The sequence below is a fragment of the Mycobacterium sp. SA01 genome, from assembly GCF_041287105.1.
In the GTDB taxonomy this organism is placed as follows: domain Bacteria; phylum Actinomycetota; class Actinomycetes; order Mycobacteriales; family Mycobacteriaceae; genus Mycobacterium.
On sequence record NZ_JBGGNO010000018.1, the window covers coordinates 322,309 to 335,079 of the forward strand.

Below are 12,771 nucleotides of genomic sequence, written 5' to 3' on the forward strand. Positions count from 1 at the left end.
GTGCACCGAGAATCGGTATCGCCAAATCCTGCAGGCAGAAGGGCACGGCTAGCTCCTGATCGTCCGAAGTGGCTGCGGCAGAGATCGTTTGGACTTGTGTGGCCCCAGTACGGCCGCGCCGAAAGGCTTGGTGAGCACCTGGCGGGCAACCGCGTTGACCTGATCCAGGGTCACTTCGTCGATGCGCTCCAGAGTGCTCGTGACGCTGCGGTACTCACCGTAGTTCAGCTCGCTGCGACCGAGACGGTGCATCCGCGATGCCGAGTCCTCCAGGCCGAGCACCAGGCCGCCGCGGATCGAGCCCTTGGCGATGCGGCACTCGCTCTCGGTGATGCCGTCACGCGCGACGCCCTCGAGGACTTCGGTGGTCAACCGCACCACCTCGTCGAAGCGCTCGGGAAGGCACGCCGCATACACCGACAATGCCCCCGCATCCGAGAAGCTGTCAACCGAGGAGTACACCGAGTACGCCAGCCCGCGGTTTTCCCGAATCTGTTGGAAGAGCCGCGAACTCAATCCACCGCCAAGGGCGGTGTTGAGCACCGACAGCGCCCAGCGCTGCGGCCAGTGCCGTCCCGGTACCCGAACACCCAGCGACAGATGGGTCTGCTCGGCGTCCCGACTGATCAGCTCCAGCCGGGGTGCGCCGGTGGCCCGGCCGGTGCCCTTGCGCGGAGCCCGCGGGGTGCGGCCTTTGACCAGATGCGCGCCGAAGTGCTTGCGCACCAACCGGACTACCTCGTCATGATCGATGTTGCCTGCAACCGCCACGACCATTCGCTCCGGGGTGTAGCGGCGCACATGGAATGAATGCAGCTGCGATCGGGTCATCCCCGACACCGAATCGACACTGCCGATCACCGGACGCCCGACGGGATGGTCCCCGAACATCGCCGAGAGGAACACATCGCCCAGGGCGTCTTCGGGATCGTCGTCGCGCATCGCGATCTCTTCCAGCACGACGTCACGTTCCAGTTCGACGTCGTGGGGTGCGCACACACCGTTGAGCACCACGTCGGCGACCAGATCGACCGCCAACTCCAGATCGTCGTCCAGAACGTGGGCGTAGTAGCAGGTGTGTTCCTTGGCGGTGAATGCGTTGAGCTCACCGCCGACGGCGTCGACGGACTGCGCGATCTCGACGGCAGTGCGACTCGGCGTCGCCTTGAACAGCAGATGCTCCAGGAAATGCGCGGCGCCGGCCACGGTCGGGCCTTCGTCGCGGGAACCGACGTTCACCCAGACACCGACCGAAGCGGACCGCACTGACGGCACGTACTCGGTGACGACCCGCAGGCCGCCGGGAAGTACGGTGCGCCGCACCGCAACCGGCGCCTCGCTAGAGAGGCGCCGGCCGCGGCGAAGTGCGGGGCCGCTAGCTGCTGGCGGTCGCGGCATCGGCATCAACTGGTGCCGGTGCAGCATCCTCAGGAGCGTCTGCTCCGTCTTCGGACACCAGGATCAGCGAGATCTTGCCGCGGTTGTCGATGTCGGCGATCTCCACGCGGAGCTTGTCACCGAGCTTGACGACATCCTCGACCTTGGCGATCCGCTTGCCCCTGCCCAGCTTCGAGATGTGCACCAGGCCATCGCGACCGGGAAGCAGCGACACGAATGCACCGAAGTCGGTGGTTTTCACCACGGTTCCGAGGAACCGCTCGCCGACCTTGGGCAGCTGCGGGTTGGCGATCGCGTTGATCATGTCGATCGCCGCCTGCGCCGACGGACCGTCGGTGGCGCCGACGAACACGGTGCCGTCGTCCTCGATGGAGATCGACGCACCGGTCTGCTCGGTGATCGAGTTGATCATCTTGCCCTTGGGTCCGATGACCTCGCCGATCTTGTCCACCGGCACCTTGATGGCGGTGACGCGAGGCGCGTACGGGCTCATCTCGTCGGGCTCGTCGATGGCCTCGGCCATCACCTCGAGGATCGTCAGGCGAGCGTCCTTGGCCTGAGCGAGAGCACCGGCCAGCACCTGCGAGGGGATGCCATCCAGCTTGGTGTCCAGCTGCAGAGCGGTGACGAACTCCTTGGTGCCTGCGCACTTGAAGTCCATGTCGCCGAAGGCATCCTCGGCACCGAGGATGTCGGTCAGCGTGACGAAGCGGCGTTCGCCATCGACGTCGTCGGACACCAGGCCCATGGCGATACCGGCAACCGGGGCCTTCAGCGGCACGCCGGCGTTCAGCAGCGACAGCGTCGAGGCGCACACCGAGCCCATCGACGTGGAACCGTTGGAGCCCAACGCTTCCGACACCTGGCGAATCGCGTACGGGAACTCTTCGACACTCGGCAGCACCGGCATCAGCGCGCGCTCGGCGAGCGCGCCGTGGCCGATTTCCCGACGCTTCGGGGAGCCGACGCGGCCGGTCTCACCGGTCGAGTACGGCGGGAAGTTGTAGTGGTGCATATAGCGCTTGGAGGTTTCCGGCCCGAGCGAGTCGATCTGCTGAGCCATCTTGACCATGTCGAGAGTGGTGACACCCATGATCTGGGTCTCGCCGCGCTCGAACAGCGCGCTGCCGTGCGCCCGAGGGATGATCGCAACCTCGGCGGACAGAGCGCGGATGTCGGTGACACCACGGCCGTCGATGCGGAAGTGGTCGGTCAGGATGCGCTGGCGCACAAGCTTTTTGGTCAGCGATCGGTAGGCCGCGCCGATTTCCTTCTCGCGCCCGGCGAAGGTCTCGCCGAGCTCTCCGAGGACCTCGTTCTTGATCTCGTCGGTGCGCTCGTCGCGCTCCTGCTTGCCGGCGATGGTGAGCGCCTCCGCCAAGGGGCCACCGGCCACGTGCGAGACGGCCGCGTACACGTCGTCCTGGTAGTCCGGGAACAGCGGGTAATCGGCGACCGGCTTGGCAGCCTTGTCGGCCAGTGCCTGCTGCGCATCGCACAACGCGGCGATGAACGGCTTGGCGGCTTCGAGGCCCTCGGCCACCACAGCCTCGGTCGGTGCGCCCGCACCACCGGCGATGAGATCGATGACATTGTCGGTGGCCTCGGCCTCGACCATCATGATCGCGACGTCATCGCCCGCCTTGCGGCCCGCGACGACCATGTCGAACACCGCTCCCTCGAGCTGCTCGACGGTCGGGAACGCCACCCACTGGCCATTGATGAGGGCGACACGCACGCCGCCGACCGGACCGGAGAACGGCAGACCGGAAATCTGGGTGGACGCCGACGCTGCGTTGATCGCCAGCACGTCGTACAGATCCTTGGGATCGAGGCTCAGGATCGTGACCACGACCTGGATCTCGTTGCGCAGACCCGAGACGAACGTCGGGCGCAGCGGGCGGTCGATGAGCCGACAGGTCAGGATCGCGTCGGTGGACGGACGGCCTTCGCGGCGGAAGAACGAGCCGGGAATGCGCCCGGCGGCGTACATCCGCTCCTCGACGTCGATCGTCAGCGGGAAGAAGTCGAAATGATCTTTGGGGGTCTTGCTGGCGGTGGTCGCGCTCAGCAGCATGGTCTCGTCGTCGAGGTAGGCGACGACGGATCCTGCGGCCTGCTGCGCCAGCCGGCCGGTCTCGAAACGTACGGTGCGGGTGCCGAAGCTCCCGTTGTCGATGACGGCGGTCGCTTCGAATACGCCTTCGTCGATTTCAGCTACAGACATGGATGCCCGTTCAGCCTTTCTGAATTCACTGTTCAGCTGTTTCGCGTCACCACAGGTGCATCCAGTCGGCTACGGCCGTCGATCGAAGCGGCCGGGCGCTCCCCAAATCATTGGGGCCCGGCAGCCACTACCGAAGACCGCCCGATCAGGGAAGCTTCGCTGTGACACGCAGGAACGGGACACGCGGGTATGCATGCACCGCACCCGTTGTTCGAGCCGGAATCCGGCTCGCAACGCCCCTATGTTACACGGCGGGTCGTGCGCCTCAGCGGCGCAGACCGAGCCGCTCGATCAGTGAGCGGTAGCGCGCGACGTCCAGGTCGGCGACGTACTTGAGCAGCCGGCGACGGCGGCCGACCAGCAAGAGCAGACCGCGCCGCGAGTGGTGGTCATGCTTGTGCTGCTTGAGGTGCTCGGTGAGATCGGAAATACGCTTGGTCAGCAGCGCCACCTGGGCTTCCGGCGAACCGGTGTCGGTCTCATGCAGACCGTACTGGCCCAGGATTTCCTTCTTCTGCTCGGCGGTAAGCGCCACGAAAACATCTCCATCAATCGGTGCCGCGAGGGGAATCTAATGCCGTGGGCCGCCGCGGACTGCAGCGCACGCTGATCGCCGACTCTAGCAGCGCCCACGTCGCGAACCGAAATCACAGCGGGCCGACCCCTTGACAACATACAACCAAATGGTTGTATGTTGCAGTGGTGACCGTAGCTGCCGAGGATCGTGCGGACGCCCTGTTCCACGCTCTCGCCGACCGAACCCGCCGCGACATCATGCGCCGGGCACTGGCCGGTGAGCATTCGGTGTCCGCGCTCGCGTTGAAGTACGACATGAGCTTCGCCGCGGTGCAAAAACACGTCGCCGTCCTGGAGAAGGCCGGCCTGCTCACCAAGCGGCGCCACGGCCGCGAGCAGTTGGCCAGCGGTGATGTGACCGCCGTGCGGTCGGTGGCGGCGATGCTCACCGAACTGGAGGAGGTCTGGCGCGGTCGCATCGGCCGCATCGACGACCTCATCGCATCCGAGAACAAGGAGGACTAGCTGATGCCTGTCACCGACGTGAAGCACGATCTGGAGAACCTGACGCTGACCATCACCGCTGAGTTCGCGGCACCGGTGCAGCGGGTCTGGCAGATCTACGCCGACCCGCGTCAGCTGGAGAAGGTGTGGGGACCGCCCTCCCATCCGGCGACGTTCGTCGACCACAGCCTCACCCCAGGCAGCCGGGTCACCTATTTCATGACCGGGCCGGACGGCGAGAAACACGCCGGGTACTGGGACATCACCAGCGTCGACGAGCCGACGAGCTTCGCGTTCCGGGACGGGTTCGCCGACGCCGATCTGAAGCCGAACCCCGACATGCCGGTCTCGGAGAACACCTATACCTTCACCGAACACAACGGCGGCACGCGCGCGGTGTATGTCAGCACGTTCGCCTCCGCGGAAGGCCTGCAGCAGGTGCTCGACATGGGCGTGGTCGAAGGCGCCACGTCGGCGATCAACCAGATCGACGAGCTGCTGGCGGTCTGACGGCGGTCAGTCCTGCGCGGAGAGAATCGCGCGAGCTTTCTCGGTGTCCTTGCCCATCGCCTTGATCAGGTCGTCCACCGAATCGAACTTGAGCTGGCCACGCAGCCGCGCGACGAAATCGACCGCGACATGCTGACCGTAGAGGTCGGCGGCCGTGTCCAGGACGAACGCCTCCACGGTGCGGGTGCGTCCGGAGAACGTCGGGTTGGTGCCCACCGAGACCGCGGCCTGATACCGCTCCCCCGGAATCACCGAACCGGTCACCGGGCCGTGGCCCAGCACCGTGAACCACGCCGCGTACACCCCGTCGGCCGGAATCGCGGAGTACATCGGCGGTGCGACGTTGGCGGTCGGGAAGCCCAGCACCCGGCCCCGGCCGTCGCCGCGCACCACCACACCTTCGACACGATGCGGGCGGCCCAGCGCCTCGGCGGCCGTCACCACGTCACCGGCGTCGACGCAGGACCGGATGTACGTCGAGGAGAACGTGACGGTTTCGCTCTGGTGGTGTTCGGCGACCAGCGACAGGCTCTCGACGGCGAAGCCGAAGCGTTCACCGGCCTTGCGCAGGGTGCCGACGTTGCCGGCCGCCTTCTTGCCGAAGGTGAAGTTCTCGCCGACGATCACCTCGACCACATGCAGCCGCTCCACCAGCAGTTCATGGATGTAGCGCTCCGGGGTGAGCTTCATGAAATCCGTGGTGAACGGCACCACCAGGAAGACGTCGATACCCAATTCCTCGGCCAGTTCGGCGCGCCGGGTCAACGTGGTCAGCTGTGCCGGATGGCTTCCCGGAAAGACCACTTCCATCGGGTGTGGGTCGAAGGTCATCAGCACCGTCGGGACCCCGCGGGACCGGCCGGCCTTGACCGCACGCCCGATCAGCTCCGCGTGCCCGCGGTGTACACCGTCGAAGACGCCGATGGTCACCACGCATCGGCCCCAGTCCGAGGGGATCTCGTCCTGTCCGCGCCACCGTTCCACGACGGCAAGCCTACGGCGCGCCGAGCCGCCCGGACACGCCAGATCCCCAGATCAGGTGATGATTGCCTAAACTTTTGGATGTGAGTCCTGACGACAACCCCAACCCCGGGGTACACGACCTGACGACGGTCGCCCAGGACTACCTCAAGACGATCTGGTCGGCGCAGGAATGGTCGCTCGACAAGGTCAGCACCAAGCTGCTTGCTGAACGCATCGGGGTCTCTGCCAGCACCGCGTCGGAATCGATCCGCCGGCTCGCCGACCAGGGGCTGGTGGACCACGAGAAGTACGGCGCGGTCACGCTGACCGAACGCGGACGGCTCGCGGCGCTGGCGGTGGTGCGGCGGCACCGGCTGTTGGAGACGTTCCTGATGCGCGAGCTCGGCTACAGCTGGGACGAGGTGCACGACGAGGCGGAGATTCTCGAGCACGCGATCAGCGACATGATGCTCGACCGGATCGACGCCAAGCTCGGTCACCCGACCCGCGACCCGCACGGCGACCCCATCCCGACCGCCGACGGCTGGGTCCCCACTCCGCCGGCGCGACAGCTGTCGGCATGCGTCGACGGCGAACTCGGCACGGTGGCACGGATTTCCGACGCAGACCCGGAGATGCTGCGCTACTTCGACACCGTCGGCATCAGTCTGGACTCGCGGCTTAAGGTGCTCGCCCGGCGCGATTTCGCCGGCATGATCTCGGTGTCGGTGGAATCAGCCGATGGTGCAGCGAACACTGTCGAGCTGGGCAGCCCTGCGGCCCAGGCGATTTGGGTCGTCGGCTAGGACCCCAGCCGGCTAGAGCGTGGCAGGCCGGATCACCACGACTGATCGGGTGCGACCGCCCTTGTCCTCCAGCAGCGCGATCACCCGGCCCTCGGGATCAGTTGCGGCATGGACCCCGTCGATTCCCGCCGCGGCCAACGGTCGGCCATGGCTGGCGTCGTCGGCTTCGGCAGCGGTGACGTCGCGGCGCGGGAACGCCAAGAGGCAGGCGTCGTCGAGGGAGTAGCTCAGCTGCGGATGTTCGGCGAGTTCGTCCAACGTCCTGGCGTGATCGAGCCCGTAGCCGCCAACGCGGGTGCGGCGCAAGGCTGTCAGATGTCCCCCGACACCGAGCGCATCACCCAGGTCGCGGGCCAGTGCCCGGATGTAGGTACCCGACGAGCAGTCCACCTCGACGTCGAGGTCGACGAACGGCCCGTCCCGCCGCACCTCACACACGTCGAACCGGTCGATTCGCACCGCGCGCTCGGCGAGCTCCACCTGCTGGCCTTCGCGCACCAGCTGATAGGCGCGCTTGCCGCCGATCTTGACCGCACTGACCGCAGACGGCCGCTGCGAGATCTCGCCGCGCAGCTCCGCGATGCCGGCGTGGATCTGGTCGTCGGTGACATCGGCCGCGGAAACGTCCTGCAGCACTTCACCTTCGGCGTCTTCGGTGGTGGTCGACCGGCCCAGCCGGACCGTCGCGGTGTAAGACTTCGACGTGGCGGTCACCAGTCCCAGGATCTTGGTGGCGCGTTCGATCCCGATGACCAGCACGCCGGTGGCCATCGGGTCAAGGGTGCCGGCGTGGCCGACCTTGCGGGTTCCGAAGATCCGCCGGCACCGGCCTACGACATCGTGGCTGGTCATACCGCCGGCCTTGTCGACGACGACGATGCCGGGCTCCGGTCCGCTGGAGGTCACAACACGATCGCCGTCAGTACCAGGCCACCGCCCACCGACCACCGGCCGGCCAGTTCGTTCAGCGGCGGGCCGGAGCGCGCGGCCGGGTCGATCAGTATTCGGGACACGAACGTGCCGGTGACGCCGGAAGGATCGACACCGAACGTGATGTGGGCATCCTCGAATCCGAGCCAGCGCTCGGTCAGCGGGAACCACACCTTGTAGGTTGCTTCTTTGGCGCAGAACAAGATTCGATCCCAGTACAGTCCGCCCGGCAGGGCACCCATCTCATGCCGCTCGGCGGGCAGGCTTACCGCGTTGAGCACCCCGTCCGGCAGCACGCCGTGCGGTTCGGCGTCGATGCCGACCGAGCGGACCGCCGTCGTGCGCCCGACAACCGCGCCGCGATAGCCCTGGGTGTGAGTCAGGCTGCCCACCACGCCATCCGGCCAGCAGGGCTCACCCTTGTCCCCTTTGAGGATCGGCGCGGGCGGGATACCGAGCTGCCCCAACGCGACCCGCGCGCAATGGCGGACGGTGATGAATTCGTTGCGCCGCTTGGCCACCGACTTCGCGATCAGCGGCTCTTCCTCGGGCAGCGGAGCCAAATCCGGCGGATCGTCGTAGGTCTCGGCGAACACCAGACCGTCGCGGTCGGGCAACACCGCCCGCATCAGCTCGCTCATTCGCGCCGACTGCGCAGACGCTCACGCAGCTTCGTCGACTGCTCTTTCATCTCCTCGGTGATGACGAAGTGGCCGCCGAAATCGTTGAGGTAGCCCGGCGCGTATTGCGGGTCGGGCAGGATCTGGCGCAACCAGCGATAAGGCTTGCGGCGCCGCCACTCTCGGGGATAGCCGACGGACACCTCCTCGAAGCGCACATCGTCGTACCAGGTGGTCCGCGGGATGTGCAGGTGACCGTAGACCGAGCAGACCGCGTTGTAGCGGGTGTGCCAGTCGGCGGTCTCGGTCGTCCCGCACCACAGCGAGAACTCCGGGAAGAACAGAACGTCGCAGGGCTCACGGCGTAACGGGAAGTGGTTCACCAATACCGTGGGCGTCATCCAGTCGAGTTCGTCGAGCCGAGCCTTGGTGTGGCGCAGTCGATCCCGGCACCACGCGTCGCGGGTGGCGTAGGGCTCACTGGACAGCAGGAATTCGTCGGTAGCCACCACATTGCGTTCCCGGGCGATCGCCAGGCCCTCGGCCTTGGTCGTCGCGCCCGGGGGCAGGAATGTGTAGTCGTAGAGCAGGAACATCGGCACGATCGTCGCCGGGCCGCCCTGCTCGGTCCACACCGGGAACGGGTGTTCCGGGGTGATGATGCCCATCTCGTCGCACATGTTGACCAGATAGTCGTAGCGGGCCCGGCCGAACACCTGGACCGGGTCCTTGCCGGTGGTCCACAGTTCGTGGTTGCCCGGCACCCAGATCACCTTGGCGAACCGCCGGCGCAGCAGATCCAGCGACCAACGGATGTCGTCGGTGCGCTCGGCGACGTCGCCGGCGACGATCAGCCAGTCGTCCGGGGTCGAGGGATATAGCGATTCGGTGACCGGCTTGTTGCCGGTGTGACCCGTATGCAGGTCACTGATCGCCCAAAGTGTGGGTGCCACAACATGCCAGCCTACTTGCGCACGCCACCCCGCCCGGTTCTGGGTGATGAAGCGCACCGGCCGGAACAACCCTGCTACGCGGTGCATAGTCTGGGAGCCGTGCGCAGCAGTCGGCTTCGAAAGATCGTCGACCGATCCCTGTCCCGAGCCCTGCACATAACGCCGCCGACCACGGACTATGCCGTGCGTCGCGGCGTCGACGTGCCGATGCGCGACGGTGTGATCCTGCGGGCCACTCACTACGCGCCTGCCGACGCACCGCTGGGCACCATCCTGGTCCGCTGCCCGTACGGTCGGGCCTTCCCGTTCTCCCTGGTCTACGCGCAGCTCTACGCCGCCCGCGGCTACCACGTCCTGCTGCAGAGTGTGCGGGGCACATTCGGCTCCGGCGGCGACTTCGTGCCGATGGTCCACGAAGCCGACGACGCCGCCGACACCGTCGCCTGGCTACGCCACCAGCCGTGGTTCACCGGTACTTTCGCCACCATCGGGCTGTCCTACCTGGGCTTCACCCAGTGGGCGCTGCTGTCCGACCCGCCGCCGGAACTGGTTGCCGCGGTGATCACCGTCGGCCCGCACGATTTCCACGCCTCGTCGTGGGGCACCGGCTCGTTCTCGCTGAACGACTTCTTGGGCTGGTCGGACATGGTCGGTCACCAGGAGCAGACCAACCTGCGCCGCCTGGCCTTCCAGACCCGTGCGGCCCGCAGGCTCGAACACGCCACCCTGGGGCTGCCGCTGGGGGCAGCCGGCCGGGATCTGCTGGGCGCCGCGTCACCGTGGTACGAGTCGTGGATCGACCACCCCGAGGCCGACGACCCGTTCTGGGACGCCATGCGGATGACCGCTGCGCTCGACCGCTGTGAGGTGCCGGTGCTCCTGCTCGGCGGCTGGCAGGACCTGTTCCTGGAGCAGACGCTCGCGCAGTATCGCCACCTGCGCGGCCGTGGGGTCGACGTCGCGATGACGGTCGGGCCGTGGACCCACACCGACATGATCATGAAGGCGGGCGGCACCGCCGCCGCCGAGACGCTGGGCTGGCTCGGCACACATCTGGCCGGCGCGCCCACCACCGGCCGGCCCAGCCCGGTGCGGGTACACGTCGCCCATCACGGCTGGCTCGACCTGCCGGACTGGCCACCGCCCACCAGTACCGGTGTCATGTACCTGCAGCCGGGTGGGCGGCTCGCCGCCAGCGCGCCACCTGCCGACGCCGCGCCCTCGACGTTCCGCTACGACCCCGCCGACCCGACCCCGACGGTCGGTGGCCGGCTGCTGTCTCAGCTGAGCGGCTACCGCAACGACGCGCGGCTCGCCGAGCGGGCCGACGTACTGAGCTTCACCAGCGGCCCGCTGGACGCCGACCTCTATGTGCTCGGCGAGCCGGTGATCGAACTGGCCCACCACGCCGACATCGCCCACGCCGACGTGTTCGTGCGGGTCAGCGAGGTCGACAGCCGCGGCCGCTCCCGAAACGTCAGCGACGGCTACCGCCGGCTCGATGCCACGGCACCGGGGCCGCTTCGCATCGAACTCGACGCCGTCGCGCATCGCTTCCCCGCCGGAACCCGGATCCGGGTGCTCGTCGCGGGCGGTTCGCACCCGCGCTACGCGCGCAATCTCGGGACCGGCGAACCGGCGCTCACCGGCGCGCGGATGGTCCCCTCGCTGCACACCGTGCACCACGGGGCGGGTGGGGTCTCCAGGTTGCTGCTGCCCGCCTCGGCGGACCTGCCGTCAGGCGACGGCCGCGCGAACCCGGGTGGCGATACCGGCCAGGGCCGAGGCGTCGTGCACCGGGGCGCCGACGGCGGCGGTCGCGGGTAGCTGCACCCAGCTGGTGCAGCCCCGGTAGTGCGGTTCCCGCACCAACCGGACCGGCTCGGCCAGTGGAAAGGCCTGCACCACCAGCACGGTCAACTGGTGACGGGGTCGGAAGTCCAGCCGGTCGGCCTGCACCGACTCGGCGGTCCAGATGTGCAGGTCCTCGATGTCGGCAAGTCCCCGCGGATCGGAAACCACCACGGCAGCAACCACTTTGGCGCCAGCCCTGATGACGACATGGTCAGTCGTGCTGTCCGGCTGCGCGGCGGCGAGCAGGTCCCGATGTTCCGGGCGCAACCGCTCGGCATGACTGTGCGCGACGGTGGGGAACAACAAGAATTCGTCTGCCGCCACGGCGAACCGCTTCTCGTGGATACCGCCCTTGCGCAGCAGCACGGTCTGCCGACCATCCAGCAGCGCGTGCACCGCCGCGCTCCACTCCTTGAGCGCACTGGTCATGTCGCCAGCCGCGCCCGCACTTCCGGGCGCCGCAGCGGCGGAATGGTTTTCGGCGGCTGACGCCGGGCGGGCAACTCCTCCAGCAACCGGGCGGTGGTGGCGGCGACCTCGGCGACCGCGATCTCGAACGCCTCGGCGACAGCATCGGAGGGCCGGGTGATGCCACTGACCTTGCGGACATACTGACGGGCCGCCGCGGTGATCTCTTCGTCGGTGGCCGCAGGCTCCAGGCCACGCAACTCGGTGATGTTTCGGCACATGCCCCCAGCATGCCCGCCTTCACCCCGGAGTTCACGGCCGAAGTGCTGATCGGATTGATATCCGGTACCCATCTGGCTCACACGTTCGGGACCTAGCCTGGCCGCCTGGCCGTCGAATTCGTGTGATGAGAAGGGTGCACCATGACCGCGGGAGTGGCGTCACCTCGACCTCGAGTGATCAAACGCGCAGTCGGCCGGCCACGCGGGTCGAACACCGATGCGCGACGCGAGATGATCATCACCGCGGCGATCCGCGTCTTCGCCTATCGCGGGTACGACGCCGCCACCGTGCAAGAGGTCGCCGATCTCGTCGGCATCACCCGCCCGGCGATCCACCACCACTTCCCGGGCAAGGCACCGCTGTACCGCGCGGCACTCGAGCGGGCGTACGACATTGCGATGACCCCGGCCGGAATCGGATCGGAACGCTTCACCGGCCCCGAACACGGCGGATTGCGCATGGCCTGCGCACTGTTGGGCACGTCGCTGGCACACTCGCACCGGATAGCCGACGTCGCACCCCGAATCGCCGGCGTCTCGGCCGACCTGCGCCGAATGTGTATCCAGGCCGTAGGCCCGCGCGATGATGCGGATCAGGTGGAGGCCCTGGTCGCCACGATCGTCGGCCGATGGGTTCTGACCGCCTACGAGCTCACGTGGATCGATCTGCAGATGGACCTAGACATGCTGTGAGCAAACTCCCGGCCACTGATTCGGCACGGCTGCGGCCCAAGGATGCTGCGCGGGAGTAGATTTGCGCGTGGTCTGCGCTGAGCGCGTCGCGCACGCCGCAGTACGTGC

14 protein-coding genes are annotated in these 12,771 nt (G+C 67.5%); 5 read left to right on the plus strand and 9 right to left on the minus strand.

What is annotated here, in order from left to right; all coding sequences use genetic code 11:
• Nucleotides 1-48: 48 nt before the first annotated feature.
• The 3 genes from AB4879_RS14550 to rpsO all read right to left on the minus strand — a co-directional run bounded on the left by AB4879_RS14550 (nucleotide 49) and on the right by rpsO (nucleotide 4,160).
• Nucleotides 49-1,398 carry a pitrilysin family protein gene (locus tag AB4879_RS14550; protein ID WP_102810110.1) on the minus strand — a complete coding sequence of 450 codons (1,350 nt, stop codon included), beginning with the start codon at nucleotides 1,396-1,398 and terminating at the stop codon, nucleotides 49-51.
• Entirely contained in the window at nucleotides 1,376-3,625 is a 2,250-nt protein-coding gene (locus AB4879_RS14555; RefSeq protein WP_102810097.1) for a polyribonucleotide nucleotidyltransferase, read from the minus strand. Before AB4879_RS14555 ends, AB4879_RS14550 begins: the two co-directional genes overlap by 23 nt.
• Before the next feature lie 265 nt (nucleotides 3,626-3,890).
• Nucleotides 3,891-4,160, minus strand: a complete 270-nt coding sequence (gene rpsO, locus AB4879_RS14560; protein WP_102810098.1) for a 30S ribosomal protein S15 — start codon at nucleotides 4,158-4,160, stop codon at nucleotides 3,891-3,893.
• A gap of 167 nt (nucleotides 4,161-4,327) precedes the next feature.
• Here rpsO and AB4879_RS14565 point away from each other — a divergent pair, with 167 nt between their 5' ends.
• Both AB4879_RS14565 and AB4879_RS14570 read left to right on the plus strand, forming a co-directional pair.
• Nucleotides 4,328-4,666 carry a helix-turn-helix transcriptional regulator gene (locus tag AB4879_RS14565; protein ID WP_102810099.1) on the plus strand — a complete coding sequence of 113 codons (339 nt, stop codon included), beginning with the start codon at nucleotides 4,328-4,330 and terminating at the stop codon, nucleotides 4,664-4,666.
• Nucleotides 4,667-4,669: 3 nt separating this feature from the next.
• Nucleotides 4,670-5,155, plus strand: coding sequence for an SRPBCC domain-containing protein (locus AB4879_RS14570; protein ID WP_370508140.1), 486 nt, complete (start codon nucleotides 4,670-4,672; stop codon nucleotides 5,153-5,155).
• 6 nt (nucleotides 5,156-5,161) lie between these two features.
• On the opposite strand, the gene AB4879_RS14575 is transcribed toward AB4879_RS14570, so the two are convergent.
• Nucleotides 5,162-6,139 carry a bifunctional riboflavin kinase/FAD synthetase gene (locus AB4879_RS14575; protein ID WP_199190086.1) on the minus strand — a complete coding sequence of 326 codons (978 nt, stop codon included), beginning with the start codon at nucleotides 6,137-6,139 and terminating at the stop codon, nucleotides 5,162-5,164.
• Nucleotides 6,140-6,219: 80 nt separating this feature from the next.
• Between AB4879_RS14575 and mntR the strand changes: the two genes are divergently transcribed.
• On the plus strand, nucleotides 6,220-6,924 hold the full coding sequence (gene mntR, locus AB4879_RS14580; protein WP_370508141.1) for a manganese-binding transcriptional regulator MntR: 705 nt from the start codon (nucleotides 6,220-6,222) through the stop codon (nucleotides 6,922-6,924).
• A 12-nt stretch (nucleotides 6,925-6,936) separates the two neighbouring features.
• On the opposite strand, the gene truB is transcribed toward mntR, so the two are convergent.
• The 3 genes from truB to AB4879_RS14595 are packed head-to-tail and all read right to left on the minus strand — an operon-like array spanning nucleotide 6,937 to nucleotide 9,427.
• Nucleotides 6,937-7,830, minus strand: a complete 894-nt coding sequence (truB, locus tag AB4879_RS14585) for a tRNA pseudouridine(55) synthase TruB (RefSeq protein ID WP_370508142.1) — start codon at nucleotides 7,828-7,830, stop codon at nucleotides 6,937-6,939.
• Nucleotides 7,827-8,495: a 4'-phosphopantetheinyl transferase gene (locus AB4879_RS14590; protein WP_370508143.1), complete on the minus strand. Its 669-nt coding sequence runs from the start codon at nucleotides 8,493-8,495 to the stop codon at nucleotides 7,827-7,829. The genes truB and AB4879_RS14590 overlap by 4 nt, the downstream gene beginning before the upstream one ends.
• The gene (locus AB4879_RS14595) at nucleotides 8,492-9,427 is read right to left on the minus strand and encodes a metallophosphoesterase (RefSeq protein WP_115319435.1); all 936 of its coding nucleotides are present in this window, start codon (nucleotides 9,425-9,427) and stop codon (nucleotides 8,492-8,494) included. Before AB4879_RS14595 ends, AB4879_RS14590 begins: the two co-directional genes overlap by 4 nt.
• Nucleotides 9,428-9,430: 3 nt before the next feature.
• Here AB4879_RS14595 and AB4879_RS14600 point away from each other — a divergent pair, with 3 nt between their 5' ends.
• Nucleotides 9,431-11,254, plus strand: coding sequence for a CocE/NonD family hydrolase (locus AB4879_RS14600; protein WP_370508144.1), 1,824 nt, complete (start codon nucleotides 9,431-9,433; stop codon nucleotides 11,252-11,254).
• Here AB4879_RS14600 and AB4879_RS14605 read toward each other — a convergent pair.
• Nucleotides 11,165-11,710 carry a DUF1802 family protein gene (locus AB4879_RS14605; protein ID WP_370508145.1) on the minus strand — a complete coding sequence of 182 codons (546 nt, stop codon included), beginning with the start codon at nucleotides 11,708-11,710 and terminating at the stop codon, nucleotides 11,165-11,167. The genes AB4879_RS14600 and AB4879_RS14605 overlap by 90 nt on opposite strands.
• On the minus strand, nucleotides 11,707-11,970 hold the full coding sequence (locus tag AB4879_RS14610; protein ID WP_370508328.1) for a DUF2277 domain-containing protein: 264 nt from the start codon (nucleotides 11,968-11,970) through the stop codon (nucleotides 11,707-11,709). The genes AB4879_RS14605 and AB4879_RS14610 overlap by 4 nt, the downstream gene beginning before the upstream one ends.
• A 141-nt stretch (nucleotides 11,971-12,111) precedes the next feature.
• Here AB4879_RS14610 and AB4879_RS14615 point away from each other — a divergent pair, with 141 nt between their 5' ends.
• Nucleotides 12,112-12,663 carry a helix-turn-helix domain-containing protein gene (locus AB4879_RS14615; RefSeq protein ID WP_370508146.1) on the plus strand — a complete coding sequence of 184 codons (552 nt, stop codon included), beginning with the start codon at nucleotides 12,112-12,114 and terminating at the stop codon, nucleotides 12,661-12,663.
• Nucleotides 12,664-12,771: the final 108 nt, after the last annotated feature.

Excerpts from the sequence above, each read along its gene's own strand:
- AB4879_RS14550 (WP_102810110.1), bottom strand. The coding sequence starts at position 1,398 with ATGCCGCGACCGCCAGCAGCTAGCGGCCCCGCACTTCGCCGCGGCCGG.
- AB4879_RS14555 (WP_102810097.1), bottom strand. The coding sequence starts at position 3,625 with ATGTCTGTAGCTGAAATCGACGAAGGCGTATTCGAAGCGACCGCCGTC.
- AB4879_RS14570 (WP_370508140.1), top strand. The coding sequence starts at position 4,670 with ATGCCTGTCACCGACGTGAAGCACGATCTGGAGAACCTGACGCTGACC.
- AB4879_RS14590 (WP_370508143.1), bottom strand. The coding sequence starts at position 8,495 with ATGAGCGAGCTGATGCGGGCGGTGTTGCCCGACCGCGACGGTCTGGTG.
- AB4879_RS14600 (WP_370508144.1), top strand. The coding sequence starts at position 9,431 with ATGCCAGCCTACTTGCGCACGCCACCCCGCCCGGTTCTGGGTGATGAA.
- AB4879_RS14605 (WP_370508145.1), bottom strand. The coding sequence starts at position 11,710 with ATGACCAGTGCGCTCAAGGAGTGGAGCGCGGCGGTGCACGCGCTGCTG.
- AB4879_RS14610 (WP_370508328.1), bottom strand. The coding sequence starts at position 11,970 with ATGTGCCGAAACATCACCGAGTTGCGTGGCCTGGAGCCTGCGGCCACC.
- AB4879_RS14615 (WP_370508146.1), top strand. The coding sequence starts at position 12,112 with ATGACCGCGGGAGTGGCGTCACCTCGACCTCGAGTGATCAAACGCGCA.